The sequence below is a fragment of the Phascolarctobacterium sp. Marseille-Q4147 genome (genome assembly GCF_017968825.1).
In the GTDB taxonomy this organism is placed as follows: domain Bacteria; phylum Bacillota; class Negativicutes; order Acidaminococcales; family Acidaminococcaceae; genus Phascolarctobacterium_A.
Genome location: NZ_CP072874.1, coordinates 320,051 through 334,387, shown reverse-complemented (window position 1 = coordinate 334,387; position 14,337 = coordinate 320,051). Strand labels below are relative to the sequence as shown.

General features: G+C 45.9%; 17 protein-coding genes, 4 tRNA genes and 1 other annotated feature. All 21 genes read left to right on the top strand.

Features of this window, described 5'->3' with window-relative positions; genetic code table 11:
• Positions 1-187 precede the first annotated feature (187 nt).
• Positions 188-760 (top strand): hypothetical protein, encoded by a 573-nt coding sequence (locus KAH19_RS01455; RefSeq protein ID WP_210684824.1) that lies wholly within the window; start codon positions 188-190, stop codon positions 758-760.
• 121 nt (positions 761-881) lie between these two features.
• Positions 882-1,601 (top strand): TVP38/TMEM64 family protein, encoded by a 720-nt coding sequence (locus KAH19_RS01450; RefSeq protein WP_210684823.1) that lies wholly within the window; start codon positions 882-884, stop codon positions 1,599-1,601.
• Positions 1,579-2,202 carry a CYTH domain-containing protein gene (locus tag KAH19_RS01445; RefSeq protein WP_210684822.1) on the top strand — a complete coding sequence of 208 codons (624 nt, stop codon included), beginning with the start codon at positions 1,579-1,581 and terminating at the stop codon, positions 2,200-2,202. Before KAH19_RS01450 ends, KAH19_RS01445 begins: the two co-directional genes overlap by 23 nt.
• Positions 2,203-2,213: 11 nt before the next feature.
• On the top strand, positions 2,214-3,425 hold the full coding sequence (dpaL, locus tag KAH19_RS01440; RefSeq protein WP_210684821.1) for a diaminopropionate ammonia-lyase: 1,212 nt from the start codon (positions 2,214-2,216) through the stop codon (positions 3,423-3,425).
• A gap of 105 nt (positions 3,426-3,530) precedes the next feature.
• Positions 3,531-3,615, top strand: a tRNA-Tyr gene (locus KAH19_RS01435).
• Between the two features lie 8 nt (positions 3,616-3,623).
• Positions 3,624-3,699, top strand: a tRNA-Met gene (locus KAH19_RS01430).
• 10 nt (positions 3,700-3,709) lie between these two features.
• Positions 3,710-3,785: transfer RNA gene (locus KAH19_RS01425), tRNA-Thr, on the top strand.
• Between the two features lie 3 nt (positions 3,786-3,788).
• Positions 3,789-3,865 (top strand) — tRNA-Met (locus KAH19_RS01420).
• Positions 3,866-4,015: 150 nt separating this feature from the next.
• Entirely contained in the window at positions 4,016-5,206 is a 1,191-nt protein-coding gene (gene tuf / locus KAH19_RS01415; RefSeq protein WP_009145072.1) for an elongation factor Tu, read from the top strand.
• 232 nt (positions 5,207-5,438) lie between these two features.
• The gene (gene rpmG, locus KAH19_RS01410) at positions 5,439-5,588 is read left to right on the top strand and encodes a 50S ribosomal protein L33 (RefSeq protein WP_009145199.1); all 150 of its coding nucleotides are present in this window, start codon (positions 5,439-5,441) and stop codon (positions 5,586-5,588) included.
• A gap of 46 nt (positions 5,589-5,634) precedes the next feature.
• Positions 5,635-5,853: a preprotein translocase subunit SecE gene (gene secE / locus KAH19_RS01405; protein ID WP_210684820.1), complete on the top strand. Its 219-nt coding sequence runs from the start codon at positions 5,635-5,637 to the stop codon at positions 5,851-5,853.
• A gap of 55 nt (positions 5,854-5,908) precedes the next feature.
• A complete protein-coding gene (gene nusG, locus KAH19_RS01400) occupies positions 5,909-6,469 on the top strand; it encodes a transcription termination/antitermination protein NusG (protein WP_210684819.1) in 561 nt (186 codons plus the stop codon).
• Between the two features lie 14 nt (positions 6,470-6,483).
• The gene (gene rplK / locus KAH19_RS01395) at positions 6,484-6,909 is read left to right on the top strand and encodes a 50S ribosomal protein L11 (RefSeq protein ID WP_009145196.1); all 426 of its coding nucleotides are present in this window, start codon (positions 6,484-6,486) and stop codon (positions 6,907-6,909) included.
• A 69-nt stretch (positions 6,910-6,978) separates the two neighbouring features.
• Complete coding sequence (rplA, locus tag KAH19_RS01390; protein WP_021721101.1) at positions 6,979-7,671, top strand: 50S ribosomal protein L1; 693 nt, start codon at positions 6,979-6,981, stop codon at positions 7,669-7,671.
• 24 nt (positions 7,672-7,695) lie between these two features.
• Positions 7,696-7,831, top strand: a sequence feature (ribosomal protein L10 leader region).
• A gap of 30 nt (positions 7,832-7,861) precedes the next feature.
• Complete coding sequence (gene rplJ / locus KAH19_RS01385) at positions 7,862-8,389, top strand: 50S ribosomal protein L10 (protein WP_009145194.1); 528 nt, start codon at positions 7,862-7,864, stop codon at positions 8,387-8,389.
• Positions 8,390-8,454: 65 nt separating this feature from the next.
• Entirely contained in the window at positions 8,455-8,826 is a 372-nt protein-coding gene (gene rplL, locus KAH19_RS01380; protein ID WP_210684818.1) for a 50S ribosomal protein L7/L12, read from the top strand.
• 144 nt (positions 8,827-8,970) lie between these two features.
• Positions 8,971-9,630, top strand: coding sequence for a hypothetical protein (locus KAH19_RS01375; protein WP_210684817.1), 660 nt, complete (start codon positions 8,971-8,973; stop codon positions 9,628-9,630).
• 192 nt (positions 9,631-9,822) lie between these two features.
• Positions 9,823-10,269, top strand: a complete 447-nt coding sequence (locus KAH19_RS01370; protein ID WP_210684816.1) for a hypothetical protein — start codon at positions 9,823-9,825, stop codon at positions 10,267-10,269.
• A gap of 10 nt (positions 10,270-10,279) precedes the next feature.
• Positions 10,280-11,578 carry a glutathionylspermidine synthase family protein gene (locus KAH19_RS01365; protein WP_210684815.1) on the top strand — a complete coding sequence of 433 codons (1,299 nt, stop codon included), beginning with the start codon at positions 10,280-10,282 and terminating at the stop codon, positions 11,576-11,578.
• 20 nt (positions 11,579-11,598) lie between these two features.
• Entirely contained in the window at positions 11,599-12,480 is an 882-nt protein-coding gene (locus KAH19_RS01360) for a LysR family transcriptional regulator (RefSeq protein ID WP_210684814.1), read from the top strand.
• A gap of 344 nt (positions 12,481-12,824) precedes the next feature.
• Positions 12,825-14,276, top strand: a complete 1,452-nt coding sequence (gene nhaC, locus KAH19_RS01355; RefSeq protein WP_210684813.1) for a Na+/H+ antiporter NhaC — start codon at positions 12,825-12,827, stop codon at positions 14,274-14,276.
• The last annotated feature ends 61 nt before the right edge of the window (positions 14,277-14,337 follow it).

Genomic DNA, 14,337 nt, shown 5'->3' with positions numbered 1-14,337 from the left:
CGCAAAAAACGCTACCTATAATTCAACCATATAAGAATTATAAGATGTCATTACGGGAAAAATCTAAGATTGTGTGTACTAGTAGTGTGTATGCTATTAGTGTACCCAAAAATTGATTCCCATAATGGCTTTTTTTATTGCCTTTTTCTAGCCTATTTAAGTGTTTTAAAGAAAGGATGATTCTTATATGGCAAATTACTGTTACACAAATTTATACGTCTATGGTCCTCAAGAGGAGCTGGCAGACCTCTTTAAAAAGCTCAAGCGCTGGACGCGCAAGGATGAGCGTAAACCGAAAACTGCCTTTGACTGCGGCTGGCTCAGCTTCATCGCTGAGGGCGCCGGCATCCAGGCCTTTGAACTCCGCGCTGGCGTTGAAAAAATCCAGTTCGACGGCAAAGGACAGCTTTTTATCAAGTATATATCTGCAGACGGCCCGCAGCCCGCTTTCTGGGAGGCGCTGGTGCGTAAGTTCGCACCGCGCAGCTGGTCCTGCTACCTGGCGGAGGAATCCTGCACAGGCTTGTACCTTACCAACGATAAATTGAAGCGGAAAATCACCGCAGATTACGCTATTCCCGGACGTTGCGCCGACGGTTCCTACACCTCGTCGCTTGTTCGTCGCAGCACCTTCTACACCGAAGGAGCTATGCACGAGCTGCTCGTCAGCAAATACGGTGACGGCAAGGCCATGGCCGAGCTCCTGGAGCTGGCCAAAAAGGATAACCTTCCTGTCTACAAGGTGAAACGCGTCGACTAGGACGCATGGCTGCCACGCAAGTGGCGGCATTTTTGTATTTGGAAACAATTTGCCAATACTGCTTGCGCAACGTCCTCTAAACGCCGTATAATAGATGAGAGTTTGAAAATCAGAGGTTTATATGAAGAAAAAATATCTATATTTATTTTTGCGCGTGCTGGTTTATCTGCTGGTGCTGGGCGCAATTTTATATGGCTTGTACGAATCACCGTATAATCCGCATCCGCACAGTGCCGAAGATATCCGCCGCTGGGTGGTGGGCTTTGGTGTGTGGGCACCGCTTATTTATGTTGCAGTGTATACGATTCGCCCGTTGCTTTTGTTCCCGACGTTGCTTTTGAACCTGAGCGCAGGCGTGCTGTTCGGCCCATGGTGGGGAATACTGTTTCTGCTTTTGGGTGGCTTTGGCTGTGCAAGCTTTTGCTATCTTTTGGGACGTTTCGGAGGCGGCAGCTGGCTGCTGCGTAACTTTGGCGGTAGCTGGGGTGAACGCTTGACGAACTACCTTGTAGGCAGAGGCAGCTTTAAGAAGATGATTATTTTGCGCACGGTGCCGATTTTTCCGTATGATCCGGTGAGTATTATTGCCGGCAGTGTGCGCCTGCCGTTTAAAATTTATGCGGCAGCAACGGTCCTCGGTATGCTTCCGGGGGCCATTGCCTATAACTTTTTGGCAGATGCTTTCGGTACGCCGCGTTTTTATGCGGCGCTGGCTGTAACGCTGTTGGCCTTTGGTATACCGCTGGTTTGGTGGCAGAAAAATTCGGCATCGCAGGCGTTGGGCAGTTTAAAAAATTTCGGTAAAGGCAGTGATAATAATGGCAAAGAATACAGAGATTGAATTAAAGCTTTTGCTCAGCAGAGAAGGCTTGGAGAAAATGCTGCAGCTGGACTTTATGCAGCAGGCCCTGCGTCCGGACAGCTACAAAAAGCGCCGTCTGGTGAGCACCTATTACGATACTGCGGATATGGCGCTGACGCAGCATGGTATTGCTTACCGTGTACGCGACAAGGGCGACGGCAGCTTTGAAGCGACCGTAAAGACCTCCAAACAAAGCAAGGATGGTCTGAGCGAACGTCTGGAGCTGAATCTGCCGCTGGCAGAAGCAAAGCCTGAGCTGAACGGCTTTGCGGCTCTTGGCCTGGGTTACGAGCTTAGCGAATTGGCTCCTGCTGGCGTCAGGGCTTTGTTTACGGTTGATGTAGAACGCATAACCTATATTCTGGATTATGCCGGTGCTGTAATTGAGCTGGCGATAGATAAGGGCGCAATTCATTGCGGTGAAAAAAGAGACAGCATTGATGAGGTTGAATTTGAGCTTATGAGCGGTACTGTGGATGCGCTGTTGGAACTTAAGGAAAGAATAGCGTCACAGGTGGAGCTGCGTGCGGAAGAACGCAGTAAGTTTGCACGCGGACTGGCGCTTTTGCAGACAAAATAAGGAGCAGGGCAATGGCGGAATTAATACATTATCTGCATCAAGAGAAGGAAGATAATCTTTCCGGTGTTAATCATTATGGCTATGAGCAGGCGGAGAAGGTGTGCCGTTTTCATAGCAGCTTTCCCGAATATACCGTTACGCCTTTGGTGCGTCTGGAAAATCTGGCCAAGCTTTTCGGCGTTAAGGATATTTATGTTAAGGATGAAAGCTATCGCTTCGGCCTGAATGCCTTCAAGGTTTTGGGCGGCAGCTACGCGATTGCCTGTGAGCTTGCTAAGCGTCTGCAGCTTCCTGTGGAGGAACTTACCTATGACAAGCTTATGGCACCTGAGGTAAAACAAAAGCTGGGCGAGCTGACCTTTGTTACTGCTACCGATGGCAATCATGGAAGAGGCGTTGCCTGGACTGCCAGCCGTCTGCAGCAGAGGGCTATCGTGCTGATGCCTAAGGGAACAGAGCTTGCACGTTTGGAGGCAATCAAGGCTTTTGGAGCCGAAGCATATATTACGGATGTTAATTATGACGATACTGTGCGCATGGCAAGAAAAATTGCTGCCGACTGCGGCGGTATCATGGTGCAGGATACGTCCTGGGAAGGCTATGAGGAGGTTCCTCTGCACATTATGCAGGGCTACACTACCATGGGCTATGAAATCGTACAGCAGCTGCAGGGAGTGCGCCCGACGCATGTCTTTCTGCAGGCCGGAGTGGGCGCTATGGCCGGTGCTGTTGCAGCCTTTTTGGCCGACTATTATAAAGCAGATAAACCGATTATTACCATAGTAGAGCCGGAAAAGGTGGACTGCCTTTTCAAAACAGCTAAGGCTGACGACGGAAAGCTGCATAATGTAACGGGTGCTCTTGATTCGATTATGGCCGGCCTGTGCTGCGGTGAGCCCTGCAGTCTTGCCTGGGATATGCTTCGGCGCTATGCAGATAATTTTGCTTCGATGCCGGATGAATTTGCTGCCTATGGCATGCGCGTGTTGGGCAATCCCTTAAGTGGTGATACCGCTGTTGTTTCCGGCGAAAGCGGTGCTGCTGGCCTGGGCTTTGCCTTATTGGGACGCAGTGACGCACAGGCTAACTCTCTTCTGCAGCTTGATGAAAGCTCTGTTGTGCTGTGCATTTCTACCGAAGGTGATACAGCGCCGGCGAAATACAGAAGCATTGTCTGGTCCGGAGAATATAGCCTGGATAAGCTTTCCGGTGTCGAAAAATAGCTTAACGATGCAGCTTACATCTGTTTTCAAAAATAATGCAAATAAATTTATGAAAAGCTGTTGACAAACGGGCCTAAATCCTGTATAATTCTTTTTGTCGCAAACGGATGGGTTCCCGAGTGGTTAAAGGGAGCAGACTGTAAATCTGCCGCGTTTCGCTTCGTTGGTTCGAATCCAACCCCATCCACCAACTTTCATCGCGGGGTGGAGCAGTTGGTAGCTCGTCGGGCTCATAACCCGAAGGTCGGTGGTTCAAGTCCGCCCCCCGCAACCAACTAAATATTGCTGATGTAGCTCAGTCGGCAGAGCGTATCCTTGGTAAGGATAAGGTCACCAGTTCAATCCTGGTCATCAGCTCCAAATGGCGGCGTAGCTCAGTTGGCTAGAGCATGCGGTTCATACCCGCAGTGTCCGCGGTTCAAATCCGTGCGCCGCCACCAATTAGCCACTAAACCTCATTAATAAAATGAGGTTTTTTATTTTATTTGCCGAAAGCAGCAGGATTTTACTGTGCAAGGGCGAATATTATAAGATAGGTCTAGTGTACCTGCTATTTTTAAGTTGATGTATTGATTGGAGGAATTTCAAAAATGGCAAAAGCTAAATATGAAAGAACTAAACCGCATCTGAATATCGGCACCATTGGTCACGTTGACCATGGCAAGACTACTCTGACTGCTGCTATCACCAAAGTACTGGCTGAAAAAGGCGGCGCTGAATTCATGGACTACTCCATGATCGATAAAGCTCCGGAAGAACGTGAACGTGGTATTACCATCAACACCTCTCACGTTGAATATGAAACCGCAACCCGTCACTATGCACACGTTGACTGCCCGGGCCATGCTGACTATGTAAAGAACATGATCACCGGCGCTGCTCAGATGGACGGCGCAATCCTGGTAGTATCTGCTGCTGACGGCCCGATGCCTCAGACTCGTGAGCACATCCTGCTGGCTCGCCAAGTAGGCGTACCTGCAATGGTTGTATTCCTGAACAAAGTAGATATGGTTGACGACGAAGAGCTGCTGGAACTGGTAGAAATGGAAGTTCGCGAACTGCTGAGCTCCTATGACTTCCCCGGCGATGACATCCCTGTTGTTGCTGGTTCCGCACTGAAAGCTTTGGAAGGCGACCCGAAATACGAAGCAAAAATCATGGAACTGATGGACGCTGTTGACAGCTACATTCCGCTGCCGGAACGTGCAACCGACAAACCGTTCCTGATGCCTGTCGAGGACGTATTCACCATCACCGGTCGTGGTACCGTTGCTACCGGTCGTGTAGAGCGTGGTACTGTTAAAGTTGGCGATACCGTAGAAATCGTTGGTATGAAAGACGAGAAAAAATCTACCGTAGTAACCGGCGTTGAAATGTTCCGCAAACTGTTGGACGAAGCAGTAGCCGGCGATAACATCGGTTGCCTGCTGCGTGGTGTTGACCGTAAAGAAATCGAGCGTGGCCAAGTACTGTCCAAACCGGGCAGCATTCATCCGCACACCAAATTCAAAGGTGAAGTTTATGTACTGACCAAAGAAGAAGGCGGCCGTCACACTCCGTTCTTCAACGGCTATCGTCCGCAATTCTATTTCCGTACTACCGACGTAACCGGCGTAACCGAACTGCCGGAAGGTGTAGAAATGGTAATGCCTGGCGATAACGTAACCATGGAAGTAGAACTGATCACCCCGATCGCTATCGAAAAAGGTCTGCGTTTCGCTATCCGTGAAGGCGGCCGTACCGTTGGCGCTGGCGTTGTTTCCGAAGTAGAAGAGAAATAATTTTTCCGGCATAGTAATGCAAAATACAAGACCGGTCAGCTTATGGCCGGTCTTGATTTTTTAAGACTGATTGCCAAAGAAACACTTTAGAGTAATTAAGTGCCGTTTGGACAGAAAAAATTTGCGTCAGACGGATATTTATAGTTGACATAAAGTGTTAACTGTGTTACTCTATATTAGCGACAATTTGTGATTGGTTTTATTATTATGTACGTAAGCGAGGTGTAACTAAATGCGTAACCTGATTACTTTGGCTTGCACTGAGTGCAAACAGAGAAATTACCAAACCAACAAAAACAAAAAGAACGATCCTGATCGTATCGAGCTCAATAAATATTGCAAGTTCTGCAAAAAACACACTCTGCACAAAGAAACCAAATAATATTGGCTTGTGCGTAACCGGGTAGTAATAGCAAGGATGTGACAAGATGGCCGTTCCGGAAACTACAGACACTGAGAATAAGGGATTCAGCATTACAACCTTTCTTAGTGAAACTAAAGTAGAATTAAAAAAGGTTACCTGGCCTACCAAACAAGAGCTTATTGCTAACACTATAGTGGTAATTATTGCAGTTGTTTTGTGCGCAGCTCTAATCTGGATTATTGATTCCATCTTTAGTATGTTATTCCGCATAATTTTGCAATAATGAGCTGTAAGGCTTAAGTAAGGAGGGAAGGGGAAGCGTTGCTTTCCGTTTATTCATGGAAGAAGAAAAGCAAGGAAAACATTGGTATGTAATCCATACCTATTCTGGCTACGAAAATAAAGTGCGCGCAAACCTGGAACGAAAAGTTCATTCCTTGGGTATGGAAAATGAAATTTTCCGTATTGAAATACCTACGGAAAAAGAGGTTGAAATCACTTCGGATGGCAAGAAAAAAATTGTTGAGCATAAAGTTTTCCCAGGCTATGTACTGGTGGAAATGATTGTAAATGAGCGCAACTGGTATGCTGTCCGCAATACTGCAGGTGTAACTGGTTTCGTCGGTTCTGATTCTACCCATCCGACTCCGCTTACAGCTGAAGAAGTAAGGCAGATTATGCCTTCGATGGGTATGGAAGTTGAAGAAACTGTCAAACCCGCAAAAATTGATTTTCAGTTACATCAGAGAGTCCGCATCAAGACTGCGCCCTTCATGGATTTTGAAGGCACAATCAGTGAAATCAATGAAGAAAAGGGTAAACTGAAGGTACTCGTTGATATCATGGGACGCGAAACTCCTGTTGAAATTGACTTTACACAAGTTGAAGAAATTGAGTAAGGAGGTGTAATTAAATGCCGAAAAAAGTCGTTAAAATGGTAAAATTACAGGTACCGGCTGCTAAAGCTACTCCGGCTCCTCCGGTAGGTCCTGCACTTGGCCAGGCTGGTGTTAACATCATGGCCTTCGTTAAGGAATTTAACGCACGTACCGAGAAACAAGTTGGCCTCATCATTCCTGTTGAGATCACTGTATTCGAAGATCGTTCCTTTACTTTCGTAACCAAAACCCCTCCGGCTGCAGTTCTGCTGAAAAAAGCTGCTGGTCTGGAAAAGGCTTCTGGTGAACCTAACAAAAAGAAAGTTGCTAAACTGGGTCGTGACAAAGTTCGCGAAATCGCAGAAAGCAAAATGCAAGACCTCAATGCTGCAAACGTTGAAGCTGCTATGAGAATGGTAGAAGGCACTGCACGTAGCATGGGTATTGTAATCGAAGACTAATTTTAAGTAGTCTTCTCAATTTAGTGGGAGGCAAAAGCCGCTTGTACCACATAGGAGGATTTTATAACAATGGGCAAAAAGTATGATGACGCTTTGAAATTAATCGAAGCTGACAAATTCTACTCTCCGAAAGAAGCAGTAGCTCTGGTTAAGAAAACCGCTGCTACCAAATTTGACAGCACTGTTGAAGTTGCTTTCCGTCTGGGCGTTAACCCTAAATACCCTGATCAGCAAGTTCGTGGTGCACTGGTTCTGCCGAACGGTACTGGTAAATCCAAGACTGTTATGGTTTTTGCTAAAGGCCCCAAAGTTGCAGAAGCAGAAGCTGCCGGCGCAGATTTCGTTGGCGGTGAAGAATATGTTGATAAAATCAAGAACGGCTGGATGGCATTTGACGTGTGCATCGCAACCCCTGATATGATGGGTCTTGTTGGTCGTCTTGGTAAAATCCTTGGCCCTCGTGGTTTAATGCCTAACCCGAAGGTTGGTACCGTTACCATGGACGTAACCCGTGCCGTTAAGGAATCCAAAGCTGGTAAAATCGAGTATCGTACCGATAAATCCGGCAACGTACAAGCTCCTATCGGTAAAGCATCCTTTACTGAAGAGCAACTGTTACAAAACTACATGACTTTGGCTGACACCCTGGTTAAGGTTAAACCGGCTGGTGCTAAAGGTCAGTACATGAAGACTATCACCATGTCCTGCACCATGGGCCCTGGCGTTAAAGTTGACGTCCTGAAAGCTAACAGCGACAAATAATTGTAGTTTTACTTAATTTTACTAAATCAGAAGATAATCGGGCCATAGACAGCAGGTGCCACGTGCGTAAGTTTTAACTACGCCTGCCGAGGCTGGAGCGTGAAGATATATTAGACCTTCCGACCTCCGGCTACGGCCGAGAGGTCTTTTTGATTTAATAAAAACATCAAAAAAAGGAGGTGCAATCTAAATGGCAGTTATTAGACCTGAAAAAGTAGCTAAAGTTGCTGAAATTCAAGAGTTGCTTTCTAACTCCAAATGCACTATTTTAGTTGACTTCTGCGGTTTAACTGTTGCTCAGGATACCGAGCTGCGTCGCAAAATGCGTGAAGCTGGCGTTCACTACAATGTAGTTAAGAACACCCTGCTGCGTATTGCTGCAGAACAAGCTGGTATTGAAGGTCTGGAACCTTCTCTGGAGAAAAACACCGCTATCGCTGTTTCCCCGGAAGATCCTGTTGCAGTTGCAAAAATCGTTTGCGAATTCGCAAAAGAAAACAAAGAACTGAAAGTTAAAGTTGGCGTTCTTGATGGCAAAGTTATCGGTGCTGACGAAATCAAAGCACTGGCTTCTCTGCCGCCGAAAGAAGTTCTTATTGCCAAGATGCTGGGCAGCATGAATGCTCCTATCAGCGGTTTTGTCAATGTACTTCAAGGTACTATCCGCAATGTCGTATATGCTCTGGAAGCTGTACGCAAACAAAAAGAGTCCGCTTAATTCGCGGCGTGCTGCATAAGGCAGCTTAAAAAATAAAAACTTACTTATTATTGGAGGTAACTATAATGAATAAAGATCAAATCATCGAAGCTATTGAATCCATGACCGTACTCGAGCTGTCCGAACTGGTTAAAGCTCTGGAAGAAAAATTCGGCGTATCCGCAGCTGCTCCGGTAGCTGTTGCTGCTGCTCCGGCTGCTGGCGGCGAAGCTGCTGCAGCTGAAAAAACTGAATTCGACGTAATCCTGGCTTCCGCTGGCGCTTCCAAAATCGGCGTAATCAAAGCTGTTCGCGAAGCTACTGGCCTGGGCCTGAAAGAAGCTAAAGAGCTGGTTGACGGCGCTCCGAAAGCTATCAAAGAAAAAATCTCCAAAGCTGACGCTGACGCTCTGAAAGAGAAACTGGAAGCTGCTGGCGCAACTGTAGAAGTTAAATAATCTTGCTGCTACGCTAGTAGCACAATAGATTGTTGATTCGTCTGCAATCCGACTCCCGATGCACTTAGGTGTGTCGGGAGTTTTTTGATTTTCTGACTCAAAGAATATATAATATTTGCAACGGAACCGGGAGGCGAGTAGAGGATGAAAGTCAATTATCAAGGAAATCGCGACGCAAAAATAGTCTTGCTCCAAATAATAGGAGAACACGAGTTGCCGTTTATCGAAGATGAGCTTTCCCATATAAAAGCTATAACGCAGAGTATAGACTTTTTGTTTATTACAGTGCAGGTTGATAGCTGGAACGACGACCTTTCACCATGGGTGGCAGAGCCGATTTTTGGAGAGGCTGCATTTGCCGGCAACGCAGAAAAACTTCTAACACGTATAAAAAATGAAGTAATTGTTCCGTTATTAAGTGACCATCAAGATATAAAGATTTTTGCGGGCGGCTATTCTTTAGCCGGATTATTTGTATTGTGGGCGGGCTATCACACAAATTTATTTGAAGGTATAGCAGCAGTATCACCGTCTGTATGGTTTCCTGGGTTTGTTGATTTTGTGCATAACAACAAAATATTAACCAATAGAGTTTATTTAAGTCTTGGCGATAAGGAAGCAAAGACACGTAACCAAATTCTGGCACAGGTGGCAAATGATATTCGTGATGTGTATCGCTCATTGGAAGATAATAAGTTGAGTTGCATTCTTGCTTGGAATCAGGGAAATCATTTTAAGGAACCTGCTTTGCGTATGGCAAAAGGATTTGCTTGGTTGATGAACAATGAAAAGATTCATTCATAAGAATGCCGATAAATTGTTGGTTTGTCTGCAATCCTGACTCCAGATGCACTTAGGTGTGTCAGGAGTTTTTTGATTTTGTGAATGAAGCATAGTCATAGTGCAATTCAGCTGCTTCTTATGCTATAATATAAAAAATGACCTACTACATTGCTGTGTAAAAATGATAGAGATTTTTTTATAAAGGAGTTTCATATGCTTACAGATGAAAAACGTAAAAAGCTTTTAGCCGGTGCGCTGGCGGTAGTTATGCTGACGGGTGTTGCCGGTTGTGGTAACGATAAAGACAGTGAGTGGAAGAATGATAACTCTGCTCAGAATAATCAAGATGAAAAAAAGGATGAAGATAACGGCGGCGGCTTTTTTCATGGCTTCTTTCCCTGGTACTTCATCGGCCGTACCTTTGGCGTAGGCCCGATGGCAGGTGTGCGAACTGCGCCTGCAGCTAACCAAAAGCAGAATACTGCACCCGCAGGCTCGTCTACTAATCCTAAACCAAACGCTAACACCGCCAACGGCTCTACTGTGCAACAGGGAACTGCAGGAAGCACGCAAAGTTCCAAGCTCGGCAGTACGGGCAGCACCGGTAAAAGCGGTATCGGCAGCGGCATGAGCCGTTCCAGCGGCAGTGCAATTTCCTGAGGTGATGAAGATGGATAAATACCGTAAGCCTGATACCTGGCTTGATAAGATTGATTTGAATATAATGCCGTATGTGGATGCGCCGGAGTGGGAAAACCGTTATCCTACTATTAGCGCCCTGCTTATGAGCAATGCCAATAAGCGTGAGCTGCAGCGCATCAGCGCCGGCCTTACAGCAGCACTGTCACGTCTGGCAGAGGCTTTGCGTACCAATAATAATGGCGCAATGCCCTTTAATCTGTTTAATATGACGGATAAGCTCACACCGTATATACTTGCGGATAACTCGGACCATGTGAGCTATATCAGCCGTCTTGACTTTGTAAAGAATACCGACGGCTGCTATAAGCTGGTAGAAATTAATTCGGATACACCCTGCGCCTTGCCTGAAACATTTTATGCAAACAAGGTTGCTGAAGCGTACTTCGCCAAGGAGTACGGCTTGCATTTGCAGCCGCGTTCTGATGGTGAAGAGCTGGCAGAGCCGTTTTTAAAGCTGTTGGAGCAGCCTAAATATGCTGATAAGGATGTAGTGCGCATTGCTTTTGCTGCTGATAAAAGCTACAGCGAGGACTGGGCTAATGCCAAATTTTTATTTGAGCGCGTGCAAAAGGTGCTGCGTGAACGCATTTTGAGCAAGCAGCCTTTCGTTTGTCGTCTTGTCGGCTTGGATGAGCTTATAGTACATGATGACGGAGTGTACATTCCCAATGAAATCTTCAAAAATAAGGAAGATAGGATAGATATTCTCTACCGTCTACATCCGCTGGAGCTTTTGATGGATGACGAAAGCGAGGATGGCTATCCTGTTGGCTTAAAGCTCATGGAGTTAGCTAATTTCGGTGCTGTTGATCTGGTTAACCCTGTAAAATCCATTGTACTGCAGAATAAAGCGCTGCTGGCGCTGGCATGGTATTTATATCAGCACCGCTTGTTCTGGACACCGCAGGAGGAAGAACTGCTGGCTGCGCATTTAACGCCGACTTATTTGGACAGCAAACCGCTGGCAGGACAGCGTTATATCAAAAAGCCTATCTTTGGGCGTGAGGGTGCAGGTATCGCTATTGTAGAGCCTGATGGCGCAACGAGCTACGAAGCGGAGGAATGCGATGACTGCGATTTGATTTACCAGCAGTTTGTTCCTTCGGCTGATGTACAGCAGGAAACAGATAATGGTGAGGCAACCGGCAAGTACACTTATTCCTGCTTTGTAATCAACGGTAAAGCGTCAGAAACCTTTGTGCGTTTGCAGCCGGGAGAAATTACCGGCGTGGAAGCATATTTTGTGCCTGTTCTCGATGAAAAATAAGAATTTGAGGAATATCCGAAATGAATATCCAAGTATATCAATCTTTTTTGACTGTTGTACAGTGCCGCAGCTTTACGCAGGCTGCGAAATATCTTAATTTTACCCAGCCTACAATCAGCAATCATATCAACGCTTTGGAAGAAGAATACGGCGTTATTCTTTTTACCCGAGATGGCAAGAATGTTTATCTGACACAGGCCGGCAAAAACTTTGTGCCGATAGCACAGCAGCTGATGGCTGATTATCAGAAAAGCCAGGAGGTAATGCGTCAGTTTCAAAAGAAGAATTACAGTCTGAAAATAGGCGTTTCCACTCAGGGCATAAACTTTTATTTGCTTCCTGTGCTGCTGAAGCTCAAAAAGGAATTTCCCGAGCTGGAGATAGAGGTCAACCGCTGCATGACGGTAGAATCGACAATAAATGATGCTTTTGTACAAAAGCTGTATGATTTTGCTTTTGTGCATATTGATGTGCAGCCGCTTTATACTAAGCGTGTACAGCTTTGGAATCAGCCGATGGTTTTTGTAGCATCCAAAGAACTGTATGAACAGATGGGAGAAAACAATAATATTTATGATTATCCCTTTATTGCCTATCCTGCAAGCGAGGTATACTATAAGCATCTGAAATCGAAGGTTGATTTCACACGCCTGCAAAGCGTATTGACCTTCAGCGATTCGGAATCCGTACTGATGGCAGTTGAGCAGAATCTCGGTATAGCTCTGACACCGCGGGTAAAAGTAATGAAGGAACTGGAGCGGGGGACATTAGTCGAATTCCCGGCCAAGTATTCGGGAAATATGCCTATTTCGGTTCTTTATGATTATGAATTTAACTTTACCTTGCCGACAAAGCGCTTTTTGGAGCTTTTAAAAGAGTCGCAGGAAAAGATAAAGGGTTAATTTACTCTCTGTTCTTTATATAAGAATAAATTATCAAAACACTATAACAGAAAAAATTATCTTATTGATTTTTTAATTTAGGGCTTCTTCAGCGTGTTTGAAGAAGTCCTATATTTTTAGTATAAAAAGGCGTATAAGTAAGCAAATGTCCACGAATTATAGTACAAATTTTGTATACAAAATACAGAACGGCGAATGAATTGCTTATGTATACAAGAAAAATTCCAATAAGTATAGATAAAGAAAACTGTTGAGATAATTAAGCTATAATGATAAAATTTTTATAGATAGCGTTGCTTGCGCAAAATTAAGCCGGCTAGATGACTGGCAGAAACGAGGGTATTATGTCAAAGGATATGCAAAAAACTGAAGAAAAAACAAATAGGCGTATGCCAACCTTTACGGAATCCGTTATTCCTATTATTGCCATGATGGTTATTCTGACTGTCGGCAAAGGTTATCTGGGTTACGCAACCGAGCCGCTGCTGCTGCTGGTAGCTGCTATTGCCGGCCTGATTGCTTACCGCGTTGGTGTTACCTGGGATGAAATGATGGACGAAATCTGCCAGAAGATTGCTAAGGGCATGCCGGCAATCCTGATTCTGACCTGTGTTGGTGCGCTGGTTGGTACCTGGATGGCTTCCGGTACTATCCCGATGATGATTTATTATGGCGTACAGATTGTAAACCCGACCTTTATGCTGGTAACAGCTTTCCTGATTACCGCAGTAGTATCTATCGTAACCGGTACCTCCTGGGGCTCCGTTGCTACCATGGGTGTCGCATTGATGGGTATTGCCAGTACTTTGGGTGTAAACCTGGCAGCTACTGCCGGTGCTGTAATCGCCGGTTCTTATTTCGGTGATAAAATCTCCCCGCTGTCCGATACCACTAACCTGGCACCGGTTGCAGCTGGTTCTACTCTTTATGAGCACATTGCGCATATGTTCTGGACTACTGTTCCGGCAACTATTATTTCCTTGGTTGTTTACGCTTTTGTAGGCTTAAAGGGCAATATCGGCGGCGATGTTTCTTCCGAAGCAGTAAGCACTATGCTGACTCAGCTGGATGGCATGTATAACTTTAACATTCTGCTGATTCTGCCTGTACTGCTGATTCTGGCAGGCTCTATCTTTAAGAAACCGACTCTGCCGGTTATGATGGCTTCCACTGTGCTGGCTGGCGCAGAAGCATTGATTTTCCAAAACATCAACCTGAAAAACCTGCTGCTGGCTACTGTAAAAGGCTTCAAAATTTCTATGCTGACTACTCCCGGTTTTGACCCGGCTACTGCTGCTCCGCAGATTATCAAACTGCTGAACCGCGGCGGTATGGCTGAAATCATGGGTACCACTCTGCTGGTATTCTGCGCATTCTGCTTTGCCGGTATCATGAGCAAGGCAGGCTGCCTGGAAGTAGTACTGCAAAAAATCCTGACCTTTGCTAAGAGCACCGGCGATCTGATTGCTTCTACCGTTGCTTCCTGCATTACCATGGGCCTGTGCACCGGTAACTCCTATCTGTCCATTCTGATTCCCGGTGAAATGTTCCGTGATGCTTATAAAGCAAGAGGTCTTGCTGCGAAGAATTTGTCCCGTACTTTGGAAGATGCAGGTACCGTATTTGTACCGTTGGTTCCCTGGTCTGCAGCAGGTGCTTATATGACCGCCTGCACCGGTATTGAAACTCTGGATTATGCTCCGTGGGCAATTCTCTGCTACACCGGTTTCATTATCGCTCTGTTCTACGGCTACACCGGTATTGGTATCGCTAAGCTGGAAGACGAAAAGAAATAAGCCGGCTACGCAAGTATGTCGGCAGTACTGAGCCGCTGCTTGGTACGCAATGAAAGGAAAA

What these genes read in the sequence shown, in the direction of transcription:
- KAH19_RS01455 (WP_210684824.1), top strand. Translation starts at nt 188, where the DNA reads ATGGCAAATTACTGTTACACAAATTTATACGTCTATGGTCCTCAAGAG.
- KAH19_RS01450 (WP_210684823.1), top strand. Translation starts at nt 882, where the DNA reads ATGAAGAAAAAATATCTATATTTATTTTTGCGCGTGCTGGTTTATCTG.
- KAH19_RS01445 (WP_210684822.1), top strand. Translation starts at nt 1,579, where the DNA reads ATGGCAAAGAATACAGAGATTGAATTAAAGCTTTTGCTCAGCAGAGAA.
- dpaL (WP_210684821.1), top strand. Translation starts at nt 2,214, where the DNA reads ATGGCGGAATTAATACATTATCTGCATCAAGAGAAGGAAGATAATCTT.
- tuf (WP_009145072.1), top strand. Translation starts at nt 4,016, where the DNA reads ATGGCAAAAGCTAAATATGAAAGAACTAAACCGCATCTGAATATCGGC.
- rpmG (WP_009145199.1), top strand. Translation starts at nt 5,439, where the DNA reads ATGCGTAACCTGATTACTTTGGCTTGCACTGAGTGCAAACAGAGAAAT.
- secE (WP_210684820.1), top strand. Translation starts at nt 5,635, where the DNA reads ATGGCCGTTCCGGAAACTACAGACACTGAGAATAAGGGATTCAGCATT.
- nusG (WP_210684819.1), top strand. Translation starts at nt 5,909, where the DNA reads ATGGAAGAAGAAAAGCAAGGAAAACATTGGTATGTAATCCATACCTAT.
- rplK (WP_009145196.1), top strand. Translation starts at nt 6,484, where the DNA reads ATGCCGAAAAAAGTCGTTAAAATGGTAAAATTACAGGTACCGGCTGCT.
- rplA (WP_021721101.1), top strand. Translation starts at nt 6,979, where the DNA reads ATGGGCAAAAAGTATGATGACGCTTTGAAATTAATCGAAGCTGACAAA.
- rplJ (WP_009145194.1), top strand. Translation starts at nt 7,862, where the DNA reads ATGGCAGTTATTAGACCTGAAAAAGTAGCTAAAGTTGCTGAAATTCAA.
- rplL (WP_210684818.1), top strand. Translation starts at nt 8,455, where the DNA reads ATGAATAAAGATCAAATCATCGAAGCTATTGAATCCATGACCGTACTC.
- KAH19_RS01375 (WP_210684817.1), top strand. Translation starts at nt 8,971, where the DNA reads ATGAAAGTCAATTATCAAGGAAATCGCGACGCAAAAATAGTCTTGCTC.
- KAH19_RS01370 (WP_210684816.1), top strand. Translation starts at nt 9,823, where the DNA reads ATGCTTACAGATGAAAAACGTAAAAAGCTTTTAGCCGGTGCGCTGGCG.
- KAH19_RS01365 (WP_210684815.1), top strand. Translation starts at nt 10,280, where the DNA reads ATGGATAAATACCGTAAGCCTGATACCTGGCTTGATAAGATTGATTTG.
- KAH19_RS01360 (WP_210684814.1), top strand. Translation starts at nt 11,599, where the DNA reads ATGAATATCCAAGTATATCAATCTTTTTTGACTGTTGTACAGTGCCGC.
- nhaC (WP_210684813.1), top strand. Translation starts at nt 12,825, where the DNA reads ATGTCAAAGGATATGCAAAAAACTGAAGAAAAAACAAATAGGCGTATG.